This is a genomic window from Nocardiopsis sp. NPDC006832 (assembly GCF_040635885.1).
GTDB lineage: Bacteria > Actinomycetota > Actinomycetes > Streptosporangiales > Streptosporangiaceae > Nocardiopsis.
Window position 1 is genome coordinate 140710 of record NZ_JBEYLC010000005.1, and the last position, 24080, is coordinate 164789.

Genomic DNA, 24080 nt, shown 5'->3' on the forward strand with positions numbered 1-24080 from the left:
GATCAAGGTGTGCTGGGCCAGGTTCCCGAGCCGCGGGACAGGGAGGGGTCGACCCGGTTGAGCAGGGCCGAGACCACCTGCTCCCGTTGCGGAGCGAGGTAGAAGTGGTCTCCGGGGAAGACCCGTACGTCGACGCTTCCGGTCGTGGTCTGCGACCAGCGCCGGGCCAGGTCCGCGTCGACCTCGGGGTCGTCCCGGCCGAGGAAGACGCTGACCGGGCAGCCGAGGGGTGGTCTCGGGAACGGTCTGTACCGCTCGATGAGCCGGTAGTCGTTGCGCACGTAGGAGAGCACGGCCTCCCGCAGGGTGGGTTCGGCCAGCACCTCGCGGTCGGTGCCGCCCAACCGGAGGAGTTCCTCGACGAGGGCGTCGTCATCGGCCAGGTGGACCCGTCCTGGCGGCGCGTCGGCGGGTGCCCTGCGGCCCGAGGCGATCAGCCGTTCGGGCTCGGGGTGGCCCCCGTCGCGCAGCGCGCGGGCCAGTTCGTAGGCGACGGCGGACCCCATGCTGTGGCCGAAGACGAGGTAGGGGCGGTCCAGGAGCGGTGCGAGCTCCTGGGTCACGGCCTCGACCACGGCGGCCATGTCGTCAACGGGTTCCTCCCCGAAACGGTCCTCCCTGCCGGGGTACTGCACGCACACCAGGTCGACGGTGTGCGGTAGGACCGAGACCCAGGAGCGGTAGGCGTTGGCGCCTCCGCCCGCGTGGGGCAGGCACACCAGTCTGAGACGGGCGGCGGGGCGGGGACGGAAGCGGCGCAGCCAGGGATGGGCGGTGCTCACGGGGTCTCCTCCAGGGCGGTGCGGCCCGGTTCGTCGGTGGTCGTCGGGCGGGGCGGGTCGGGGCGGATGATCTCCGGGCGTCCCAACCGGGTGGTGGTGTCGTGCCACAGGCGGCACACGCCGAGGTCGAATTGGCCCCGGGGCATCGAGTCGGTCCCGGCTCGGACGTCGGCGGCGAAATCGGTCAGCGCCCGTTCCAGGGCTCGGGGCCACAGGAGGTCGAAGACCTCCCGGTGGGTGGGGGCCGCGGTGCCCGCCAGGGGCGAGGTCGCCGGTCGGTCCAGGTGTTCGGTCCCCGGTCCGGTGGTGAGGAGTCGGCCGTGCTCGTCGCGGGGCGCGTACAGCCGGGGGTGCCACAGCACGGGGCCGTGGGTGTCGGCGAGGGTGAGGACCCCGTCCTCGGTGCCCAGGGCGAGGCGGTGCCAGAGCAGCGCGTGGTTGTCCCCGTCCGAGGGGTCCAGCTGGTTCTGTACCCGCAGGGTGAGCGGGACCCCGGCCACGGTCGCCTGAAGGACGCGGTAGGGCTGGGCATGCGCCGCCAGGGCCGTCACCCCGGGGTCGGCCTGGAGCGGGTGGCCCAGGGCCCACGGCCGGGGTCCGCCCAGGGCCCGGGCCAGGATGTCCAGGAGCGGGTAGAGCACCTGGATCGCGGAGGTGGCGTCGATGAACAGGAAGGGGCCGTTTCCGCGCAGGGCACGGGCGGCCGTCAGGAACCGGCGGACCGGCTCCACGTGGTGATAGAAGGGGTTGAGGTGATAGACCGCCCTGTTGCGTCGGGCCAGGCGCAGGGCTGCGGCCAGTTCGTCGTGGTGGACCGGGTGCTCTTGGATGACGTGGAGGCCGCGTTCGAGGAGGGCGCGGGCGAGTTCACCGCCCGCTCCCCCGGACACCGCCGATCCGACGACCACGCAGGCCGCGTCGATGTCGTCGGGGAGCCGGTCGGGGCGGGTGTACAGGGGTACCCCGAGTTCCTCGGCGTAGCGGCGCGAGTACTCCCCTCCCCGAGTGAGCAGTCCGCTCAACCGGAAGGTGTCCGGCATGCCTTGCAGTGCCCGGACGTAGAAGCGTCCGAACCCGGTGCCGCAGACGACGACGCGCAGAGGTGTTCCGCTCACAGGGCGCCCTCCTCCAGGTCGGCGGTCGCGGCGCCCCGCCACAGGTGCAGTACCGCGTCCCCGTCCCCGTGGAAGAGGGTCGCGACCGTGGGTTCGGGGGCGAGTACGTCGGCCGCGTGATGGACCCCGACCGGTGTTCGGCCCTGGACCACCGCGGCGGTCGCGGCGGCCCCGACCCGGCCCGTCATCCGGTAGCTGTCGGTGAAGCGGGCGAGGAGGGTGTGCGGTGCACCGGCACCGTCGATCAACGAATAGACCAATTGGTAGTAGGGCGTGTTCCCGATCAGGTCCAGGTCGGCCGCGCGGCGCAGGCGCTCGGCCGTCTCGGGTCCGGCGTCGGCCCGGCCCACCGCCGAGGTGAGCACGGCCCTGGTCCGTTCGCCGGGGTGGACGTTGTACCAGTCCAGCCGGTGGAGTCCCATCGCGTCGGCCAGTCTGTGGGCCTCGCCGGTCAGGAAGGGCTGGACGAAGGCGGTTCCCGGGAAGTGCGGGACACGGGCCCCTTCCCGGGCGCGTAGGGCGCCTTCCACGACGGCTCCGTCCCGCCAGGCCGACAGTGGGTGCCCGAACACCGCTTCCGAGGCGCTCGCCCCGGGGAGGGAGAGGAGCAGGTCTCCGGCTGCGGCCCCGGTGCACCGCTCCAAGCCGCCGGCGTGGACGGTCATCTCCCGCAGTCCGTGGCCTCGTGCGAACCAGCGGGGCAGCAGCGCGGACAGGCCCGGCAGGGTCCCGGCCGAGAGCAGGACACGGTGTTCCCCGGCCGCGGGTGATCCGGCCAGGCGGTCGTGGACGGGGGTGTCCCCGGTGACGTCGACGTAGTCCGCGCCGGTGGCCAGGGCGGCCACCGCGACCCGGTCCAGGATCCGGTAGGAGGGCCCCGCGCAGTTGAGCACCACGTCGCAGCGGTGGCAGAACGCTTCGAGGGACTCGGCCGAGTCCACGTCCACGGGGACCACCTCGACCGGGCCGCCGAGTTCCTCGGCGAGTGTGTTCAAGGGGTCGGTGCGGCGGGCGCCCAGCACGAGCCTGCCATGGCCCAGGGAGCGCAGGGCGTGCGCGGCGTGCCGGCCGACCGCACCGGAGGCGCCCACCACACCGATCACGGCGTCGTTCACGGATCTCACCGGACCACGTCACCTCCGGTGACGGCCTCCAGGTGCTTGAGCACACCGGGGGCGTAGGGGGCGCCCAAGAGGCTGAAGTGGTCGCCGGGGACCTCGACGACGTCCAGGTCGCCCAGGACCAGGCGCTCCCAGTAGGAGATGACGCTCTCCTTGTTCCCGGGGAAGGGGTAGGCGCCACCGTGGCGCAGGAAGGTGACGTCGCCCGCGTAGGGCTCGGGTTCGTACCGGGAGATGGCGAAGACGCTCTGCCGGAAGATGTGGAACATCTCGGTCAGTGCCTCGGGCGTGTAGGTCCCGGCGGAGGGCGGCACCGCGGCGCACATCCGCTCGATGCGCACCGCGCGCGGTACCCGCGCAAGGGCGTGGAAGCAGGCCGCGACATCGGCGTACTCCCCGGTCAGGCGTCCGATGGCGCCGTCGGGCAGCAGCCCCGGGGTGTCGGCCAGAAGCAGGTCGGAGGCGGCCGAGACCCGGTTCTCGTCGGCGGGGAACCCGACCGCGACCGGATCGATGCCCATCATGACGGCGAAGGCGTACTCGGAGATGAGTTCGTCGTCCAGGCGGAACGGCGGCCGGTGGGTGCTGATGGCGGTCAGGGAGGCGACCTCGGCACCGGCCTCGGTCAGGGTCCGGGCGACCTCGGTGGCGATGAGCCCGCCCAGGCAATAGCCGACGACGTGGAAGCGGTCACCGCCCCGGTCGAGCAGGGCGCGGGCGTAGTCGGCGGCCCACCCCTTGATGACGGTGGCGGGTTCGGCGGCCTGGAAGGCCGGGACGTCGGGCAGTTCGAGGCCGACCAGGGTGGCCTCTCCTCGCGAGCGGCGCCGGATCTCGGTGATCAGGGAGCGGTAGGGGATCAGCGTTCCGGTCCCGGCGTGGACCAGGGCGGTGACCGCTCCCCCGCCGGGGCCGTTGAGGGGGACGTAGGGGTCGGCTCGGCCGGGTTCGGCTGCCTCGACCTGGCCGGACAGGTCCCTCAGGTAGGAGGCCAGCCCGGCGATGGTGGGGGTGCGGAGCATGTGGCGCAGGACCACCTCCCACTCGATGTCGGCGAGGCCCGGCAGGGCCTCGCCGAGGCGACCCACCATGCGCGCGACCAGGAGGGAGTCTCCGCCCAGGTCGAAGAAGTCGTCCTCGCGGCCGACTGTGGTGCGTTCGAGGAGGTCGGCCCAGAGGGCGCTCAGGGCGCGTTCGAGGTCGTCGCGGGGTTCGGCGGTGACCTTCGCGGTGTCGGTGCCGCGTTCCTCGTCGGGCAGGGAACGCACCAGGGCGGCCCGGTCGACCTTGCCGTTGGTGGTCAGCGGCAGGGAGTCGAGCAGCCCCCACCGGCCGGGGACCATGTACTCGGGCAGGCGTTCGGCGGTGTGCCGGGCGAGTTCGTCGGCGGTGACGGGGACGCGGTCGGTCTTGAGCCTGGTCAGGTACAGGCTCTGCCCGGTTTCCGACAGGCGGTCGTCGGCGCCGGGCAGGGCCAGGGGCTCGGTGGCCCCCGCGGATTCCAGGGCCCTCGCCCACTGCTCTCGGGTGAGGAAGGTCTGGTCCCGTTCGGCCCGCGCGTCCCGGTGGCCGCCGTCCAGGCCTTCCAGGAACTCCATGGAGACCAGGAGGGCCGGGTCCCGTTCGAGGGTGGTCTCGATGAACAGCAGGTGCCCTTCGGGGGCGAGCAGCTCGCGAACCCGGGCCAGGCCCATTCCGACGTCGATGGCGTTGTGCAGGACGTTGGCGGCGATGACCACGTCGAAGGAGTTCGGGGCGTACCCCTGGTCGATGAGCGGACGGTTCAGGTCGAACAGTCCGAAGCCCACCCACGGGAAGTCGGCGAAGCGCTCCCCGGCCTCGTTGACGAAGAACGGCGACACGTCGGTGAACAGGTACTCCACGTCGTGTCCGGCGAGTGCCCGCACGACCTCCTCGGTGGTTCCACCGACCCCGGCACCGATCTCCAAGACCCGCAGTGGCCGGTCGGAGGTCCTGGTGGACGCGGCCTCGGCCAGGGCGGCGGCCGCCGCAGAGTTGAGGTGGCGGATGGCCAGGTTGTCCCGGTAGGCGCCGGCGGCCGTGTCCGTCCCGCTGCCGGGGAAGAGCAGGCCCCTCACGTCCAGGTCGCCGCGGAGGAGTTCGGGCAGGCGCTCGGAGCAGGTGCGCATGTACTCCAGGACCTCGGTCCCGTAGTCGACGGAACGCTCCAGCTCGCCCAGGAGGGTCCAGGCCCGGCCCTGGTCCCGTGCGGAGACGCGGGTGAGGCCGTCGAACCGGTCGCCCTCGCGGCGCAGCCGTCCGGCCTCGCACAGGGCGTCCAGCCACCGTCGCACCAGGCGGTGGTGGCGTCGATCGGCGTCCAAGACCGCGATGACCTCGTCGAAGGTGTGACCTGCCTGCTGGAAGAGGCCGGCCTCGGTGAGGGTGCGCGTGATGGCGCCCAGGGCCGTGGACCGCATCGCTTGGAGGAAGGTCTCCAGCGCGTCCCGGTCCAGGTCGGTGGTGGCGGCCCCGACCGCGCTTTCGGCGGCCGTGACCATCGCCTCGTCGGTGGTGCGGTACCGGCGCAGGCGGTGGCGTGCGGGCTCGACGAAGGCGGACAGCCTCCTTTCCTCCCGGCCGCCCACGGCCAGGACCGCGGCGGCGTGGACCGCCGGGTGGGACAGCAGCGCGGACTCGATCTCGGCGAGTTCGACGCGGTGTCCGCGGATCTTGACCTGGTCGTCCTCGCGCCCCAGGAACTCGATGTCGCCGCCGGGGCGGTACCGGCCCAGGTCACCGGTGCGGTACAGGCGTTCTCCCGTGTCCGGCCGGGTGACGAACCGTTCGGCGGTGCGGGCCTCGTCGCCCAGGTACCCCATGGCCACGCCCACGCCGCCGATGTGGAGTTCCCCGGGAACCCAGTCGGGGCGGTCGCGCATGTGCTCGTCCAGGACGTGGAAGGTCTGGTTGGCGAGCGGACGCCCGTAGGGAACGCTGGGCCAGGCGGGGTCGAGTTCTCCGATGGGGTGGTGGATGGACCAGATGGATCCCTCGGTCGCCCCGCCCAGGCTGAACAGGGACACCTGTGGCAGGTGGGCGCGTACCCGTTCGGGCAGGGTGAGCGGGACCCAGTCACCGGAGAGCATCACCAGTCGCAGGGAGGCGGGGGCGGCCGAGGAGACGGCGGTGAGGTAGTCGGTGAGCATCCCCATCTGGGCGGGCACGGAGTTCCACAGGGTCACCCCGTGTTCGGTGGCCAGCTCGGCCCAGTGGGAGGGATCACCGCGGCGTTCGGGGGCGGGCAGGACCACCGCGCCGCCCTCGGCCAGGGGACCGAACAGGTCGTACACGGACAGGTCGAAGCCGAGCGCGGCCAGCCCCAGGACCCGGTCCTGATCGGTGACCCCGAACCTGCGGTTGACGTCGGTGATGGTGTTCAGGGCGGACCGGTGGCTGATCATCACCCCCTTGGGGGTTCCGGTGGAGCCGGAGGTGTAGATGACGTAGGCCGGGTCGTCGGGGCCCACGGGCCGGGGCGGGACCCGCGTCGGGGCGGCCTCGGCGGGGACGGTGTCCACCTCGATGGCCTGGACGTGTTCGTCCCGCCTGCCGGTTCGCCCCAGCCAGGACTGGGTGAGGACGTGGTTCACCGCGGCGTCCCGCAGGATGGCCTCGCGCCGGGCGGTGGGCTGGGTGGTGTCCACCGGAACGTAGACGGCCCCCAGCACCAGGACCGCGTAGGCGGCGACGACCTGTTCGGCGCCCTTGTCCATGACGATGGCGACCCGGTCCCCCGGTGCGCAGCCCCGGGCCCGCAACGCTCCGACCACTCCCCACACGCGTGACCACAGGTCACCGTGGGTGAGCGTGCCGTCAACGCCGATGACGGCGGGGGCTTCGGGGGCGCGCAGGGCCGCGGTGAGGGGGCGTTCGTACAGCAACGCGTCGGGCACGGGCGCATCGGTGGCGTTGACCCGGGCGCGCACCCGCGTCTGGTGTTCGGGGAGGGCCGCCGGGGACCTCTCGGCCCAGGTTTCGTCGTGCAGGGCCAGGCGGGTGAGGAGTTCGGTGTAGGCACCGAACGCGTCGGAGGCCAGACCGGGGGGCAGGACGCCCTCGCGTACGTCCCACCGCACCCCCAGGGAGTCGCCGACGCGGGAGACCTGGCAGTCCAACCAGACCTGAGGGGTTTGGGACAGCCCGTACACCTCGCGGTCGGCCCAGGACTCGGTCGGTGTCTCCGCCTTGGCGTGGGCCTCCGTCCGGGTGCTGATCGCTCCGGTGAAGACCACCGGCATGAGCACGACGTTCTCCTCGCGGCGGCGGGAGAGTTCGGCCAGCACCTCGTTGCCGGTGTACAGGCCGTGTTCGAGGTCCTCGGCCAGACGGGCCTGTCGTGTGCGCGCGCGTTCGACGAAGGTCTCGCCGTCCTCGGCGTGCACGGCCAGCAGGGACAGGGAGGTGAAGTCGCCGACCAGCCGGTCGGTGTCCGGGTGCAGCGGCAGGCGTTGGGACACGGGGAGGTTGAGCGTGAAGTCCGGTCTGCGGGACCACAGGGACAGGACCTCCGCGTAGGCGGTCAACGCCACCGAGGAGGGGCTCAGGCCGTGCTCCGCGGCACGCTCGCGCAAGGCGTCCCAGACGTGTGGCGTCAGGGTGGTCGACAGGCGGGTGAACCGGCCGGAGGTGTCGGTCGCGTTCTCGGCCAGGGGCGGTTCGGGGGCCGGGGGAAGCTCGTCGACGCGCCCCGCCCAGTAGGCGCGGTCTCGCAGGTAGCGGGGTCCTTCGCGCAGGGAGCGACGGGCGATGACGTAGTCGCGGAAGGTCGCTTCCATGTCGGGCAGGGGGTGATCCGGGTCCTCGTATCGGGCCGCGAGCTCGTCCAGGAGCAGCCGGACGCCGGAGTAGTCGACGGCGAGCAGGTCCACGGACAGGTGCAGCCGTGCGCCGGTCTCGCCCCGGGTCAGGTGGAGGCGGACCAGCGGCCAGGTGGAGGGGTCGGGCACCAGGTCGCGCATGCGTTCGCGGGTGCGGGTCGCGTGCAGGTCGAGGTCGGCGTCACCGATCTCGGTGACGGTCAGTGAATCCCCCGGTGCCTCGGGCAGGACCTGCTGGTGTCCCTCCGGGGAGACCACCACCCGCAGCATGTCGTGCCGGGCGACCAGGCCGGTCCAGGCCCGGCGCAGGCGAGCGGGGTCGAGGTCGTCGAAGGCGAGCTCCACGTAGGCGTGGCAGGCCACCCCGCCGAAGTCGTAGGCGGAACCGCGACCGATCAGGTAGGCGGTCTGCACGTCGGTCAGGGGGAAGGGCTCGTGGCGGGAGGCGGGATCGGGGACCAGGGTCGGTTCGGACTCCTCGGCCAGGAGGGCGAGGACCTCCTCGCGGTGGTCCCGCAGCATCGCGCGGTCTTCGTCGGTGAGGGCGTTCCGCGGCGCGCGGAAGTGGACGCGCCCCTGTGAGGACCAGAGTTGGACCCCGCGGGAACGGAGGTCGTCGAGTAGTTCGGTCAGGGTCGCGGAGGTGATGTGCACGGTGGGTTCTCCCGAAGAAGTGATGGGGGTGTGCCTCGGCGCGGGCTGGAGCGGCGGGCCCGGTGGGGGATCGGCGAACGGCGTCAGATCACCCCGGTCCGAACGTCGTCGCCGGTATAGGCGCGGACCTGGTCGGCCAGGGCCGCCAGGGTGGGGTCGGCCAGGAAGGAGCGGACCGAGAGCCGGTCGTCGACCCGTTGGCGCAGCAGCGTCATCATGCGAACGGCCAGCAGGCTGGTCCCGCCCAGGACGAAGAAGTTGGCGTGGCGGTCGTCGACCGGCGCTTCGAGCAACTCACTCCACAGCTGCGCGAGCATCTCCTCGTCGGGGCCCGTGAGGGGTTCGCCGTCCGCGCCGTTCCAGGCCGAGGCCGAGTCTTCCAACGCCGTGGTGTCGACCTTGCCGTTACCGGTGAGGGGGAGCTCGTCCAGCACCGTCACGCGCCCGGGAACGGCGTGGCCGGGCAGGTACCGGGTCAGGTGCCGGGTGAGTTCGTCGGGGGTGGGCGTGCCGCTGCCCGAGGCGACGAAGGCCGCCATCGTGCGGGTGCCCCGCTCCCCCAGGGCGACCACGGCGGCGCGGCTCACGTGCGGGTGCGTTTCCAGGGCGGCCTCGACCTCACCGAGTTCGAGTCGGTGCCCACCGACCTTGACCTGGCGGTCGGTGCGTCCGAGGAACTCCAGGATCGTGCCGGGTCGGTAACGTCCCAGGTCTCCGGTCCGGTACCAGCGTCGCCCCTCATGTTCGACGAAGCGGTCCGCGGTGCGCTCGGGGTCTCCTCGATAGCCCAGGGCCACTCCGGCGCCACCGATCCACAACTCTCCGGGCACCCAGTCGGGGCAGTCCCGCCCATGGGGGTCCACCACGCGGTAGCGCTGGTTGCGCAGGGGGTACCCGTAGGGCACCGAGGGCCAGCCGCGAGGTGCGTGCCCGCCTTCGAACGCGTTGGACCAGATCCCCGCCTCGGTCGCCCCGCCCAGGGCCACCAGGTGCGTGCCGACGCCATTGGCCCGGCGCAGGGCGGAGGCCAGGTCGGTACCGACCCAGTCGCCGGAGACCAGGGCCAACCGTAGGGCCCGGGGGAACCCGTCCTCACGGGAGGCCAGGATCAGCATGTCGAGGAGTGTGGGGACGGTGTTCCAGACGGTCACCCCATGGTCGGCGCACAGGGCGCGCCAGCGTTCGGCGTCGCGGCGCTCCTCCTCGTCTGGCAGCACCAGCGCACCGCCCGCCCCCAGGAGTCCGAAGACGTCGTAGACCGACAGGTCGAAGTCGAGCGCGGACAGGGCCAGGATCCGGTCGCGAGGGCCGATGAGGTAGCGCTCGTTGACGTCGGCGACGGTGTTGAGGGCCGCGGTGTGACTCACCTCGACGCCCTTGGGCTCTCCGGTGGAGCCGGAGGTGAAGATCGTGTAGGCCGCCTGAGCGGGGTCGGGACGTACCGGGGCCGCCAGGGGCGAGGACTCCAGCAGCGCCGCCACGGTCACCGACCGTGGGGCGCCGGTTCCGTCACCGATCGCCCAGGCCGTGCCCGCCGCCCGGTGCACGCGTTCACGGCGCGGCTCGGGCTGTCCCACGCCGATGGGTACGTACACGGCTCCGGCGGCCAGTACGCCCAGGACCGCGCAGACCTGGTCGGGCCCCTTGGGCAGGCAGATCGCCACCGCGTCACCGGCGCGAACCCCGCGTTCCTCCAGGCCGGAGGCGATCCTCAGGGCCCGGTCGGCGACCTGACCATGGGTGAGGGTCTCCTGGTCGGTGATGAGGGCGGGGGTGTCCGAGCGTTGGGGGACACCGTCGAAGAAGGCGTCCTGCAACAAGCCCGCGGGCGGGTCCGTCGCGGGCCGGTGGGCGGACGCCCTGGACCGGCGCGTCCCCTCGGGCAGCAGGGTCGTCACCGCGTGGTCCCAGGCCTGCTCCCCTTCTCGGGCCAGGGTGCGCAACATGTCGAGGTAGGCGTCGAACATGCCGTCCAACACGCCGGGACGGAAGAGTTCTTCGACCGCGTCCCAGGAAATCTCCAAGGTCCCGCCGCTCTCCATCACCTGGTTGTCCAGGTGGACCTGTGGCGACTGTGACAGCCCCCAGACCCTCCGGGGGAACCCGGCGGACCGGTCCATGGACACGCCCGAGCCCAAGCCCAGGGATCCGGTGAACACCACCGGGATCGCGGGTTGGGAGGTTCCGGTGTGCCGGGCGAGTTCGCGCAGCACCCATTCGGCCGAGGCCTCCCGGTGGTCCAGGTCTTGGCCCAGGAGGTGCTGGAGCGACCTGGCCGCCATGATCGGGCGTTCTCCGGGCCGGCGCCGGTAGGAGGCCAGGGAGAGGGAGGTGAAGTCCCCCAGGACCCGTTCGACGTGAGGATGCAGGTCCTGGCGGTTGAAGAGCGTGAGGGTCACGCTCAGGTCGGTCTGGCCGCTCCAGGCGCTCAATACCTCTCCGTAGCAGGCCAGGAGCAGCGTCGAGGGGGTGATCGCGGCCCTGCGCGCCAGGTCGGTGAGGGCGCTCCACTCCCACGGGTCCAGACGTTGCGAGCGTCGGGTGAACCGGGGACGTTCGATCCGGTCCGGGTCCACGCGCAGGGGAAGGTCCGGAGCGGGAGGCAGCTCGGTGATCCGCTCCCGCCAGTAGTGGCGAGAGCGATCCTCCGCGTCGGGGTCGGTCTCGACCTGGGTGAGGTAGTCGCGGAACGTCACGTCCACCGGTTCCAGGCGCGCGTCGGGTTCGCGGTAGAGCAGGTCCAGTTCGGTGTAGAGGGTCATGATGCTCAGTGCGTCCAGCACGAGGTAGTCCAGGCCCACCCCGAGCCGGACCCGTTCGACGCCCTCGCGTGTGTAACGCAGGGCGCGCACGTCGAACAACGGCCACCGGGTCGGGTCCAGGACCTGGTGGGCCATGGTGTCGCGGAAGGTTTCGAGCGCGGGATCGGGATCATCCTGTTCGCGAGCGTCGGTCACGAGGACGCGTACGGGTGGGGCGCCGGGCAGGACCCGCTGGTTCCCGTCGGTGTCGAACACCGCTCTGAGCATGTCGTGTCGGGCCACGAGGCGGTCCAGGGCGTGTTCGATGAGCCGGAGGTCGACGTCGTCGCCGTCGAACTCGGTGTAGTGGTAGGTACCGACCCCGCCCAGGGTGAAGTCCGGGCTGCGGCCGGTCAGGTAGGCCCGTTGGACCCCGGTGGCGGGGAACGGGTCGTGACGCGTGTCGGCGTCGTGGTGGATGCGCTGGTCGTCGGCGACCTCGCCGCGTTCGGTCAGGGTGGCGGCGAAGTCCTTGAGCACCGGGTGGGCGAACAGTCGCGACACACGCGCCCCGGTGTGGCCCGCGCGACGGAGGGCGGCCACCGCGCGCGTGGCCAGGAGCGAGTCGCCGCCCAGGGTGAAGAAGGAGTCCGTGCGGGCCGGTTCCGGTGTGTCCAGTAGCTCGGACCAGACCCGGGCGACCAGGACCTCGACCTCCCCCCGTGGAGGGTCGACCCTTCCGACACCGCCGGACAGCCGGTCCCGCAGGAGCCGGGCGATGGTGTCGAGGTCGGGTTTGCCGTTCGGGGTCAGGGGGATCTCGGGGAGTTCCAGGACCGGGTCGGGGATCATCGCCGGGGGCAGCAGGGCGCGGATGTGCTCGGCGGCCGTGCCGGCCGTGCCGTTCCTCGCGGGCCGGGCCACGATGCCGCTTCCGGCGGCCTCTCGCGCAACGACCACGGCGGCCGGCCGAGGCGCGGGGCCGTCGAGTACGACGGCCACCGCGGCGCGGACGTCGGGGTGCGTGGTCAGGGCGGCCTCGATCTCACCGGTCTCCATCCGCACACCGTTGACCTTCACCTGGTGGTCGGTCCTGCCCAGGAACTCCAGGGAGCCGTCGGGGGTGTAGCGGGCCGAGTCCCCGGTGCGGTACCAGCGTCGACCACGGTCGGTGACGAAGCGTTCGGCGGTCAGGTCGGGGGCTCCCCGGTACCCGCGGGCGAGTCCCGCCCCCGCGACCCACAGCTCTCCCGGGACCAGGTCGGGCCGGTCGCGCCCCTGGGCGTCCACCACACGACAGGAGACTCCGGGCAGAGGAAGTCCCCAGGGCACACAGGTCCAGGAGGGGTCGGTGTCGTGGACCTCCAACAGGGTGGAGTGGACGGCCGCCTCGGTCATGCCGCCCAATGCGAGAAAACGGCACTCGGGGGCCTGGGCCCGCAACCGCCGCGCGAGAGCGGGCGCGATCCGGTCACCGCCCAACAGCACGGCCCGCAGGGGCGGCATCGGCGCCGTACCGGTCTCCACCGTCGACAGGAGCATGTCGAGGAAGGCGGGTACGCAGTTGAGGACGGTCACCGCCGCGTCCGACGCGGTCCGGGCCCAGCGTTCCGCGTCACGGCGGTCGGTCGACTCGACCAGTACCGCCGCACCTCCCACGGACAAGGGGGCGAACAGGTCGAAGACGGACATGTCGAAGTCGTACTCGGCCAGGCAGAGCGCCCGGTCGTCTCCACCCGCCCCCAGCGCGGTGGTGAGCACGTCGATGGTGTGGGCGGCGGATCGGTGTTCGATCTCCACCCCCTTGGGGTGACCGGTGGATCCGGAGGTGAACAGTACGTAGGCCACGGAGTCCGGTGACGTGTTCCGTTCCGTCCCCGGGGCCAGGTGCCGGGTCTGTTCGACGGTGAGGACTGGCACCCCGGAGCCGGCCGGTCGACCGGGGGCGTCGGTGATCACCAGTTCGGGGGCCCCGAGTGCCAGGATCCGGTCGCGCCGCACCACGGGTTGGGCCTGACTCACCGGGAGGTAGGCGCAGCCCGCGGCGAGTACCCCCAGGATCGCCGCGACCTGGTCCGCGCCCCGCGGTAGACGCACGGCGACGGTCGCTCCGGCGGGCACCGCGGCCTGGATGGCCCCGGCCACGCGCAGGGCCCTGTCGGCCAGGTCCCCGTAGGTGATCGCCTCCCCGTGGTCCGGTACCAGGGCGATGTCCTCGGGGCGGGTGCGCGCGTGGGCGAAGAAGGGGGCGTGGAGCGTGCGCGGGGTGGGTTCGGGGAGGTCGAGGGCGGTCGTGGCCCGGGCCCGCGCCTGCGCGTTCGAGAGGAGGGGCTCGAAGCGGCTCTCCCACACCCGCGGATCGTCCACCAAGCCCTCGACCAGGTCCCGGTAACAATCGAAGGCCGCCTCCATGGTGCCGGGCTCGAAGACGCGCGCACGCAGGTCCCAGTTGAGCAGCAGACCATCGTCGAGTTCGGTGACCTGGGCGTCCAGCAGGACCTGGGGACCCTGGGAGATGATCCAGGAAGGGCGGCCGAAGCACTCCTGGACCTCGTCTGTGAACAAGGGACCCAGCCCGATGGCGCTGGTGTAGACCACGGGTGCCAGGACCGGGGTTCCGCCGTTGCGACGGGTCAGGTCCCGGAGCACCTCCACTCCCCCATAAGCGCCGTGGTCGACGGCACGGTGCAGGTCGCCCTGGAGGGTGCGGGCACGTTCGACGAAGGTCATCGGGGCGCCGGTGTCCACGCCCAGCAGCACGGAGCTGCTGAAGTCGCCGATGAGCCGGTCGATCTGCGGGTGCGACGGCGCACGGTCGAACAGCGGCAGGTTGAGAGTGAAATCCGGGTCGGTGTTCCAGGCACCGAGTACCTCGGCGAAGGCCGTGGCCAGGGCGGCGGCGGGGGTGACTCCGAAGTCACGGGCCCGTCGCTCGAACGCTCGTGCCCGCTCCGGGGTGAGCCGGTGGTGCAGACGGTGGGAGCGGGTCGTGGGGTCCGTGGGACGGGCCGGTGCCTCGGCGTCGGAACGGACCGGCAGTGTGGGCGCAGACGGAATCTCCGCCAGGCGCGTCCGCCACCAGGCGCGGGCACGCTCGCGTTGTTCGTGCCCGCGCTCGCGCCGGTCGGCGAGGTGGTCGGCGAAGTCGTACTCCAGGGGCGAGGCGTCCACTCCCAGGTAGGCACCGCGCAGGTCCTCCAAGAGCACGCGCAGGCTGAGCGCGTCCGCGACGATCATGTCGAGGTCCACGTGCAGGCGGGTGGCACCCCCGGGGAGCAGGCTCAGGGCGATGTCCAGGACTTCGCCGGCCGCGACGTCCATGCGTCGGTGGGTGGCCTCCTCCCTGATCCGCTCCAGGTTCCGTTCGACCCCGCTCGCGGGCAGGTCGCGAAGGTCGTGCACGGTGACCACGGGTTCGGCCCCGGCGGGTTCGACACGTTGGTGGCCGTCGTCGTCGAAGCGCACCCTGAGCATCGGGTGGCGATCCACCACGGTCCGAAGCGCGTGCGCCAAACGTTCGGGCTCGACCCCGGTGCCGTCGAACTCGGTGTAGAAGTGGGCGGCCACGGCGCCAAGGGGTTGGTCGTCCTGCCGGCCGATCCAATAGGCGTGCTGCATGGTCGCCATCGGGAACGGTTCCCCCTCGTCCCGGTGTCGGGTGTTCACCGGACCCGCCGGGAGGTGGGTCACGCGTGCCTCGTGGAGCAGCGCGGTCCAGGCGGCGACCGTGGGCACGGCCGAGAGGTCCTCGAAGGTGACGTCGAAGCCGTCCTCCCTCCAGGCACCTGAGAGCCGGATCATCCCGAGTGAGTCGAGCCCGTGCTCGAAGAGGTCATCGGTGTCGGTGAAAGCCCCGGTTCCGAGTACTTCGGACACCTGTTCGCGAACGGTCTCGATCACCGGTCCGGCTTCGCTGGTCACTGAACCGCGCACCCCCTGTGGTCACGTTGGACCCGATAAGCAATAATGAAAACCGTTTTCATTGTCGGTATGTCCATGTATAGCACCGGCGGGAGTCCGGGGTCGACCCCGGTCCCCGCAGAATTCGGAGGGATCGATGTCACATGACTGGCTGCGGCGACCGGAGAGGGCGGACCACCGCTACCGCGAGCAGGGCTTTTGGGAGGACGGAACGCTGGACGACCTGCTCGAAGAACAGGCCGCCCACAGGGCGGACCATCCGGCGCTGGTCTCGGGTGGGGAGCGTCTGACCTACGCGGAGCTGAACGCGCGTGTGGACCGCCTGGCCTCAGGACTGGCCGGACTCCCGATCCGTCGAGGCGAACGCGTCCTCGTGCGATTGCCCAACCACACCGAGTACGTGGTCACGATCTTCGCCCTCTTCCGGATCGGGGCCGTACCGATCCTGGCCCTACCGGCGCTGGGCCCCGCGGACCTGGAATCGCTGGTGCGCGTCGGTGAGGCCGGCGCCATGATCGTCGCCCCGGGTCGGGGGCCGAGGGCCTCATCGGCGGTCGTCGAGAGGATCGCTCTCTCCGCCCCGTCCGTACGGCACCTGGTGGTGACCGGTGACTCCGGAGACGGCGCGGCACTGCCGTGGGACTCGCTCCTGGCCCCCTCCTCGGGCTCCCGCCCCACGTCCATCTCCTCGGAACGCTCCCCTGACGACCTGGCGTTGCTCCTGCTGTCCGGCGGCACCACGGGCATCCCCAAGCTGATCCCCAGGACCCACGCCGACTACCGCTACAACGCACGGGCCTCGGCCGAGGCGAGCGGAGTGGACGAGAACGCCGTCTACCTGGCCGTCCTTCCCGTCGCCCACAACTTCACGATGGTCTCCCCCGGCATCGTGGGCACCTTCGCGGTCGGGGGCACCGTGGTCCTCGGCCCGGACCCGAGTCCAACGACCGCCTTCGAACTGATCGAACGCGAGCGGGTGACCATCAGCGCGCTCGTTCCGGCCCTGGTCGGTCCGTGGTTGGACGAGGCTCACAGATCGGATCGGGACCTGAGTTCGATGAGGGTCCTCCAAGTGGGAGGATCACGCCTGGACGAGGCCACCGCCCGCCGTGTGGGGCCGACACTGGGCTGCCGTCTGCAACAGGTGTTCGGCATGGCCGAGGGCCTGAACAACTACACCGGTCTGGACGACCCCGAAGACCTGGTGTGCACCACCCAGGGTCGGCCGCTCTCCCCCGCCGACGAGGTCCTGGTGGTCGACGAACAGGGAGATCCGCTCCCCGCCGGCTCCGTCGGTGAACTGCTCACCCGGGGCCCCTACACCCTCCGGGGCTACTACCGCGCACCGGAGCTGGACCCCCTGTGTTTCACTCCGGACGGGTTCTACCGCACCGGAGACCTCGTCACCCGGTCCGAGAACGGCGACCTCACGGTCGTGGGCCGGGTCAAGGACCAGATCAACCGGGCGGGAGAGAAGATCGCCGCGATCGAGGTCGAGGAGATGCTCATGGGCCTTCCGGGGGTGCGGGCCGCCGCTGTTCTGGGCCTTCCCGACCCGGTGCTCGGTGAGCGCTCGGTGGCACTCCTGGTCGTGTCGGGGCAGGAGTGCCCTACCAGGGACGAGGTGCGCGCGGAGTTGTCCGAGCGTGGAGTCGCGGCCTTCAAGGTGCCCGACGAGGTACGTCGAGTGGAACGGCTCCCACTCACCGGGGTGGGCAAGGTGGACAAGAAACGCCTTCGGCGGGAACTGACCGGAGCCTAGGAGAACGGACCGCGGTGGGGACGGGTCGGCTTCCGCCCCCACCGCCGGTCAGGCCTGGAACGCGACGAGGGTCTCCTCGGTGGTCACCGTGACGGCGCATCGGCGAGCAGCGTAGGACAGGGCCATCTCGTGATCGCGAGCGGAGAAGTCGGCCACCGCGTCCGCGACGACGAACGCCTCGATGTCCCGCATGAAGGCGTCACAGGCGGTCATGAGGACACCGATGTGGGCGTACACACCGCACACGACCAGCTGGTCCCGCCCCAGGGCACGCAGTCGCTCCTCCAGGTCGGTACGGACGAAGGCACTGTAACGCCACTTGGTCAGGACCACCTCGTCCGAGGCGGGGGCCAGGTCCTCGACGATCGCACTGTGCACGGGGTCGTCCCTGAGCCCTTCCCCCCACAGGTCCCGCAGCAGGCCCCGCTCCTGTTCGTTCTGGGATCCGGGTTGGGCGGTGAAGATCCGGGGCACCCGGTTCGATCTGCACCGGTCGAGCAGGGCGCCGATGTTGGCCAGCAGTTCCGGGACCGGTTCACCTCCCGGTGTGAAGGCGTCGAGAAAGTACCGCTGCATGTCGTGGACCAGTAGGACACAGCGCGCGGGGTCGATCTTCCAGTCCATCCGTTCGGCGGACGGAACCCCCGGCATGGGATAGGGGGCGATGGAGGGCAGGGCGGACACAGGAGTCTCCTTCGAGATGGTGGTGTGGGGATCGGGGCATGGGTGGGCGGGCGCGTGATCGGCCGTGTCGGTCCAGATCAGGCTCCTAGACCGGCCCCGCCGTCCACGCGCAGGTCGTGCAGGGTGATGTGGCGGGCTCTGGAGGAGAGGAGAAAGGTCACGGCGTCGGCGATGTCCTCGGGGGCGGCCACCCGCCCCAGGGGAACCCCCACCCGGAAGTCGGTGAGGTCCGGCCCGTTCGGAGAGAGGGTCTCCTTGGAAGCGCCATCGCCCCACAACTGCCGACGCATCGGTGTTTCGGTGGAGCCGGGGGAGACCACGTTGCACCGAATCCCGTGAGGGGCCATTTCGAGTCCGAAGCACATGGTGAACTGGGTGGCGGCGGCCTTGGAGGCGGCGTAGGCGGCCATGGACACCCTGGGAACCGAGGCGGCGTCGGATCCTACGGTGACGAAGTTCCCGTGTCCGCGAGACATCATTCTCGAAGAGACCGCACGGCAGACGTTGAAAACCCCCAAGGCGTTACTCGCGAAGAGTTCGTGCCAGTGCCGGGTCGGGAAGTGCGAGGTCGCCCCGTGGCGCAGGAGACCGGCGACGTTGGCGACGGCGGTGATCGGCCCGAGGCCCTCCTCCACCTGGTGGACCAACCGTTCCACGGCGTCCTCGTCGCCGATGTCCACGCAGTAGTGGATCACCCGATGGCCTTCGTGTTCGAGTTCGGCCGCCAACCGTCGAGCCGGGGACTCACGGCGGTCGACCGCGGCGACGGTGTGGCCTTCCGCCGCCAGGCTCCGGACGACGGCGGCGCCGATACCTCCGGCGGCACCGGTGACCAGGGCGACACCCTTGTCGGATCCATTCGACCTTCCCGGTCTATCCGGATGAGAGGTCACAGCGCTCCCTTCACGAGCGTTCCGCGCCGCGTCCGGAGCCCTCCGAGGCGAACCAGGGCGGTCTCGCGGAGTCACAGACAACGTGGACAGACACCGGTCAGTTCGAAGGTGTGGTCGACCTGAGCGAAATCACTCAAGTAGCGGATCTTTTCCACGACCGCCGCGATCTCGGCGACCTGTGCGATCTCCTCCACCTCTCCGCAGACACGACAGAAGAGGTGGTAGTGGCGGACAGGTGTTCCACACCGCCGGTACAGACGCTCTCCTTCGGGTGACCGGATCGTGTCCAGCACACCCTCCTGGGACATCCGGTGGACCGTGCGGTAGATGGTGGACAGGCTCGGCGGACCCGTGGCGGAGGGGTTCGACCGATCCAGGTCCCGCAGGATCTCCCGACAGCTGCGAAAGCGGGAACTACGGTCCAGGACCTTGAGCACGGCTTCGTCGTACTTGGGTGTGTTGACCATGTCAGTCGACCGCCTGGCGTTGGGGCACCAGAGACAAGCGACCGACTCGGTATCGGCATCGCCCTACGCACACGAGGGGGACTCCCGGGGACGCGACTCGATTAGATGAAAATGATTATCAGTACCGTAGCACGCGCGTGAGTCGGTTCGCCCGAATCACCCCATACTCCGGGCGGGCGTACCGAGCACCCTCGCGGCTGTGTAGAGTATGGAAACGATTTTCATTTCCATTCCAGAGAAGGCACCTCGGAGAGGAGCATCCGATGCGCATCGCCCTGGTCACCGGGCTGCACGCGACCGCGCGACGTCAGGCCGTGGACGACTTACTGGCCACCGTTCCGCGTTCCATCGCCGTGCACCACGACCTGGAGGACATCGGCGACGGCGCGGTACATCGCGTGGTCCGCGACCGCGCGGGCCCCGCTGAGAGCGAGCAGGTGGACCTCGACCACGCCTGCGCCTCCTGCACCCTGCGCGAGGACCTCATCCCCTTCCTCCTGCGCACCGCGGACGCCCGCCGACACGACCTGTGCGTCGTGGAGTCCTGGGACGGGGTGGAACCCCGGCTGATCGCCGAGAACATCGCCGCGCAGGAGGGGCTGCTCCTGGCCACCGTCGTCACGGCCGTCGACCTCGTCCACCTGGTCGCCGACCTGAGCTGCGACGACGACCTGAGCGACCGCGAACTCGACATCGCCCAGGACGACTCCCGCACGGTCGCCGAAGTCCTCAACCGGCAGGTGGAGTATCCGAACGTGATCGTCCTGCACGGAACGGGGCCCGACCGTCATGCGCGGACCCTGCTCCAACAACTCAACCCCGCGGCCGCGATCGTCCGTTCAGGCTCGGACCTGCGAGGGTTCCTCGGCGGACGCTTCGACCCCGAGTCGACTCACACCCGGATCAACCCGGCCTGGGCCCAGTACTCCGATCACGCAGAGGAGCAGGGCGTGAGTTCGGTGACCTGGACCAGGACCCGACCGATGCATCCCCAGCGGCTCTCCGACGCGCTGGAGGAGATCGTCGCCATGAGCCTACGAGGCAGAGGCAGGTTCTGGCTGGCCGGCCAGCCCGACACCCTCCTGGTGTGGGACTCCCACCAGGACCTGCTCATGGTGGAGAGCGGCGGCCCCTGGATGGCCGCGCTCCCCGAGGCCGCCATGGACCTGGTCTCACCGGCCCGACGATCCTCCGCCCTCCTGGACTGGGACCCGGTGGCGGGTGACCGCCGCCAGCACCTGTCCTTCACGGGGATCGACATGGACAGCGCGCGCCTGTTGTCCCTGTTGGAGTCGTGCCTGGTCACCGACACCGAAACCGATCAGGACTTCCACAACGACCCCTTCGCCGAGTTCTCAGAGAGGTGACCATGCCCACCGGCCATCGCCGCACCATCAAGCCACCGCGCGAACGCCGCTTCGCCAACCCGCTGGGCGACGCCGACCGCGTCGACTACAAGGACACCGCCCTTCTCCGCAAATTCATCTCGGAGAAGGGCAAGATCCGTAGCCGCCGGGTCACCCGAGTCACCGCCCGCCAACAGCGCCTGATCGCCGCGGCGGTCAAGAACGCCCGCGAGATGGCCCTGTTGCCGTACCCGTCCTCGACGAAACAGAGCTGACCAGGAGGAATCCAGCATGTCCCGTGTCTGCCAGGTGACCGGAAAGTCACCCGGTTTCGGCAATGCCGTCTCCCACTCACACCGCCGCACCAAACGTCGTTTCGACCCCAACATCCAGAACAAACGCTACTGGCTGCCCAGTGAACGGCGATTCGTCAAGCTCCGGATCAGCACCAAGGGGATGAAGGTGGTCGACGCCCGAGGCATCGAACGCGTGGTCGCCGACATTCGAGCCGAAGGGGGGAGGGTCTGATGGCCAAGAAGAGCAAGATCGCCCGCAACGAACAGCGCAAGGCGGTCGTCGCCCGCTACGCCGAGCGCCGCGCCGAGCTGAAGCGACTCATCAAGAGCCCGCACACCGGCGAGGCCGAACGAGCCGCCGCCGTCACCGAACTGCGCCGACAGCCCCGGGACGCCAGCGCCACCCGTGTGCGTAACCGCGACTCCGTGGACGGCCGCCCCCGCGGCCACCTGACCAAGTTCGGCCTGTCCCGGATTCGTTTCCGCGAGATGGCGCACCGAGGGGAGCTGCCCGGGATCACCAAGTCGAGCTGGTGACCCCGGGCGAAATCCGCCGTTCGTGATCCGAGCGGCCCGCGGGTTCCCGGGGTAGGCGCCCCTCCTCCGGGAACCCGCACCCACGGTGGCGCTCAGGACGCGGAGTGTTCGTCCCAGTGGCCGTCGTGCCGACGGTGCAGGTGCCCGTCATGCACATAGTCCACATGGTCGTCGTGGGGTACGGACACGTGCCCACAGCCCTCCCCGTGTTCGTGCGGGTGGTCCTCGTGTACGGCGTGTCTCTCGGTGGAGCACTCGTCCCAGTGATCGTCGTGGACGTGGTGCAGGTGCCCGTCATGCACATAGTCCACATGGTCGTGGTGAGGCACGGCGACGTGACCGCACCCCTCACCATGTTCGTGTGCGTGGCCCTGGTGCGTCGGATGTGCGGTCGCCATGCTCTCCCCCGAATACGGTTCCCCAACGATGACCCGAAAGCAGCAACAACGCATCCATTCTATATCGCCTCTTCAAGGATCCACGGCGACGGAAAGAATAATTTGCTCCGACATATACAGCGAAATGAGGTCGACGGCCGATGCGAACCCTCACCTGCGTCGATGACGTCGATAAAATGATTCCCATCACCACGACAGATGGCGAACAGGGACGATCTTTTCACCTCTCATGGCTTTCCCACCATCGACCGGGAGGGCATGGTGCTTGATTCGCATTGCCCGGAAGAATCGCCTTTCCGCGACGAGATCCACTACGTCTGGCGGACGCTCTCCGAAGGGGCACTGCGCGCCGAAGCCACTCCGCGTGGTCTGCTCGTCGTACCCCGCGATCCGGTCGAGGCGGGAAGTAGGGACGGTCTCTTCGATGACCCGACGGGGCCGACGCGCACCGTCCCACCCCTTGGCCCGGGTCCAGGGGATCGAACCCGAGCCGGGAGGACCCGCCCACCCGTCTCGGAGGAGGAAACGACGGGCTCGTGGTGAGCGCGCCCGGGGATCGACAACCACACCGCTCACAGGTTCTTGCTCTGCGCGTCCCACTCGGGGTCGACGCACAGGCCACAGTCCTCGCCCACGAACACGCCCGCGGCCTCGGTGTCGTCCTTGAGTTGCCAGCGCAACCACGCGCCACCGACCCGCCCGTACTCGCCGCCGTCGGGTTCGGGGAAGGTCCCGTAGTGCCCCACGTCGAGGTGGCCCATGAACGCGGGCAGCCCCTCCGGAAGGTCGCGCCAGTCGTTGAGCGCGTTGCCGTAGGCGATGTCGCTCGGCCCGCCGGTGAAGTAGGCGATCGGGGCGTGCAGGTGGTCGAGGCGTCCCGGGTCCCTGTCACTGAACATGCCGCTGTTCCAGATCACCGTGGTCGTGATGCGAGGGTCGTCGGCGACGTCGTAGGTCTCCAGCCCACCGCACGACTGCCCCATGACGGCGATCCGTTCGGTGTCCACGTGTCCGCGGTACTCGCTCAACAGCCGGGTGTTCTCATCGACCGCCCAGTCCACGGACTCGATGAGCATCTCCGCGTCGGTGCTGCCCGAACCGTCCGGGCGACCGTTGGCGATGACCAGGAAACCGTGTGAGGCGAACTCGGTGAGGATGTTCTCGAACCACGTCCCATCAGCGCGGCAGGCGCCGTTGCCCCAGGCCACGATCGGCAGGGGCTCGTCCTCGGGCAGGTCCAGGGGTCGGTAGACGGTGTGGGCGGGCAGGCGACGATCGGTGACGTATCCGGCCTCATGGGGACCGCTACCACCGGCGACCTCTACGACGTCGGCGGAGGCCGCGGCCCCCGAGGGGACCCCGACCAGGGCGGCGGCCAGGAGAGTCCCGGTCAGGAGTGCGGCGGATCTTCGGGCGGGGGTCGATGTTCCCATCGCTGTCTCCCTTGCATGGAGGAGAACACCGGCCATCCGGTGTTCAGGAAGCGAATATCCGCGCCGCACACCGGGGCGTCAACGGGGCCTGTCGACGAACGGGTGGGATCACCGATCCCAAACCCGCGCGCCGCGAACAGATCGCGGTGTTCCACCGATGCGTGCCCCGCGTCCGAGGCGGAGAGTGAGACGGAGAACATTCGACCGACAAGGGAGACCCGCGTGGACGACAACCCCCTGCGCATCTACGACTTCATGGCCTGCGACGTCTTCTGGGATTTCGACGGAACACCGTTTCCGGCGGAGCAGCACAAGTTCCTCGTCTCCTTCCACCCCACCCCGGGGGTCCCCACCCCGGAACTGATCCGGTCCATCACCGCGCGCGGCCCGGACGGGTATCGGGTGGAGTTCGCCGACCAGGAGTTCACCCCCGCCAACACCAACGGCCACATCTACGACCACGCCCTCGACCACTACTGGTACATGGTCAACCTCCCCACCGGTTTCCTGCCCGGGGGCGTGTACTCCATCGAGGTATCGGGGGTCGACGGGGAGGTCCGGACCCGTTCGCGTCACCACGACATCGCGGCCTCACGACGTCTGGTGGAGTTCTACACTTCGCACCGGACCGAGCTCGCGGAGTCCTTCACTCCCTCGGGCCGAACCGAGTTGGGGACGGTACCGGCCGACGATGAGCTGGAGTGTTCCTGGTCGACCTTGAAGGATCTGGGCGGGCCCGACGCCCACTACATCTTCCGTCTGTCCACCGGGGGGTCGGCCAGGGAATTCGACACCCAGAACCTCACCTGGTGGGACAACATCTTCGTCGAGCACATGCGCGGGCACACCGACGCCGGCCTGAACCGTTCCTCGGTGCGGGTGGGCGCCGATCTGGCGGCCGACACCCCCTACGCCTACTTCGTCGAGGCCACCGACTCCAACGTGCAGAGCGAGACCAACATCTGTCTCTTCCAGCCGCACCAGTACTTCCACACCCCGGCTCGGGCCGAGGCCGGCACCGGGACCTGAGCCGAGGGCCCGCACGGTCCGGGTAGGTCCCAAGAAGCCACTCGGAGATGGATCTAGCGC

At 70.3% G+C, this 24080-nt stretch carries 16 protein-coding genes; 7 read left to right on the plus strand and 9 right to left on the minus strand.

The annotated features are described in order from the left end of the window. Positions 1 to 2: 2 nt before the first annotated feature. The 5 genes from ABZ717_RS04275 to ABZ717_RS04295 all read right to left on the minus strand — a co-directional run bounded on the left by ABZ717_RS04275 (position 3) and on the right by ABZ717_RS04295 (position 15175). On the minus strand, positions 3 to 782 hold the full coding sequence (locus ABZ717_RS04275) for an alpha/beta fold hydrolase (protein WP_358505356.1): 780 nt from the start codon (positions 780 to 782) through the stop codon (positions 3 to 5). Further along, on the minus strand, positions 779 to 1897 hold the full coding sequence (locus ABZ717_RS04280) for a Gfo/Idh/MocA family oxidoreductase (protein ID WP_358505359.1): 1119 nt from the start codon (positions 1895 to 1897) through the stop codon (positions 779 to 781). Before ABZ717_RS04280 ends, ABZ717_RS04275 begins: the two co-directional genes overlap by 4 nt. After that, on the minus strand, positions 1894 to 3021 hold the full coding sequence (locus ABZ717_RS04285) for a saccharopine dehydrogenase NADP-binding domain-containing protein (protein ID WP_358505362.1): 1128 nt from the start codon (positions 3019 to 3021) through the stop codon (positions 1894 to 1896). Before ABZ717_RS04285 ends, ABZ717_RS04280 begins: the two co-directional genes overlap by 4 nt. Continuing rightward, complete coding sequence (locus tag ABZ717_RS04290; RefSeq protein WP_358505364.1) at positions 3018 to 8513, minus strand: amino acid adenylation domain-containing protein; 5496 nt, start codon at positions 8511 to 8513, stop codon at positions 3018 to 3020. Before ABZ717_RS04290 ends, ABZ717_RS04285 begins: the two co-directional genes overlap by 4 nt. Before the next feature lie 83 nt (positions 8514 to 8596). Next, positions 8597 to 15175, minus strand: coding sequence for an amino acid adenylation domain-containing protein (locus tag ABZ717_RS04295; protein WP_358505367.1), 6579 nt, complete (start codon positions 15173 to 15175; stop codon positions 8597 to 8599). A gap of 136 nt (positions 15176 to 15311) precedes the next feature. Here ABZ717_RS04295 and ABZ717_RS04300 point away from each other — a divergent pair, with 136 nt between their 5' ends. Continuing rightward, positions 15312 to 16937: an AMP-binding protein gene (locus ABZ717_RS04300; RefSeq protein WP_358505369.1), complete on the plus strand. Its 1626-nt coding sequence runs from the start codon at positions 15312 to 15314 to the stop codon at positions 16935 to 16937. Between the two features lie 48 nt (positions 16938 to 16985). Here the strand turns inward: ABZ717_RS04300 and ABZ717_RS04305 are convergent, their stop codons facing one another. From ABZ717_RS04305 to ABZ717_RS04315, 3 genes are all read right to left on the minus strand, one after another. Continuing rightward, complete coding sequence (locus ABZ717_RS04305; RefSeq protein WP_358505444.1) at positions 16986 to 17588, minus strand: isochorismatase family protein; 603 nt, start codon at positions 17586 to 17588, stop codon at positions 16986 to 16988. Between the two features lie 110 nt (positions 17589 to 17698). Next, complete coding sequence (locus tag ABZ717_RS04310; protein WP_358505372.1) at positions 17699 to 18514, minus strand: 2,3-dihydro-2,3-dihydroxybenzoate dehydrogenase; 816 nt, start codon at positions 18512 to 18514, stop codon at positions 17699 to 17701. A 71-nt stretch (positions 18515 to 18585) separates the two neighbouring features. Beyond that, positions 18586 to 18981 (minus strand): Fur family transcriptional regulator, encoded by a 396-nt coding sequence (locus tag ABZ717_RS04315; protein ID WP_358505375.1) that lies wholly within the window; start codon positions 18979 to 18981, stop codon positions 18586 to 18588. Between the two features lie 263 nt (positions 18982 to 19244). Between ABZ717_RS04315 and ABZ717_RS04320 the strand changes: the two genes are divergently transcribed. From ABZ717_RS04320 to ABZ717_RS04340, 5 genes are all read left to right on the plus strand, one after another. Then, complete coding sequence (locus ABZ717_RS04320; protein WP_358505378.1) at positions 19245 to 20348, plus strand: GTP-binding protein; 1104 nt, start codon at positions 19245 to 19247, stop codon at positions 20346 to 20348. Between the two features lie 2 nt (positions 20349 to 20350). Then, entirely contained in the window at positions 20351 to 20602 is a 252-nt protein-coding gene (gene rpsR / locus ABZ717_RS04325) for a 30S ribosomal protein S18 (RefSeq protein ID WP_358505381.1), read from the plus strand. A 16-nt stretch (positions 20603 to 20618) separates the two neighbouring features. Then, on the plus strand, positions 20619 to 20855 hold the full coding sequence (rpmB, locus tag ABZ717_RS04330) for a 50S ribosomal protein L28 (protein WP_358505383.1): 237 nt from the start codon (positions 20619 to 20621) through the stop codon (positions 20853 to 20855). After that, positions 20855 to 21160, plus strand: coding sequence for a 30S ribosomal protein S14 (gene rpsN / locus ABZ717_RS04335; RefSeq protein ID WP_358505386.1), 306 nt, complete (start codon positions 20855 to 20857; stop codon positions 21158 to 21160). Before rpmB ends, rpsN begins: the two co-directional genes overlap by 1 nt. Before the next feature lie 104 nt (positions 21161 to 21264). After that, a complete protein-coding gene (locus tag ABZ717_RS04340) occupies positions 21265 to 21738 on the plus strand; it encodes a hypothetical protein (RefSeq protein ID WP_358505389.1) in 474 nt (157 codons plus the stop codon). A gap of 392 nt (positions 21739 to 22130) precedes the next feature. On the opposite strand, the gene ABZ717_RS04345 is transcribed toward ABZ717_RS04340, so the two are convergent. After that, complete coding sequence (locus ABZ717_RS04345) at positions 22131 to 22991, minus strand: alpha/beta hydrolase (RefSeq protein ID WP_358505392.1); 861 nt, start codon at positions 22989 to 22991, stop codon at positions 22131 to 22133. 222 nt (positions 22992 to 23213) lie between these two features. Here ABZ717_RS04345 and ABZ717_RS04350 point away from each other — a divergent pair, with 222 nt between their 5' ends. Next, positions 23214 to 24020: a hypothetical protein gene (locus ABZ717_RS04350; RefSeq protein WP_358505395.1), complete on the plus strand. Its 807-nt coding sequence runs from the start codon at positions 23214 to 23216 to the stop codon at positions 24018 to 24020. Positions 24021 to 24080 lie beyond the last annotated feature (60 nt).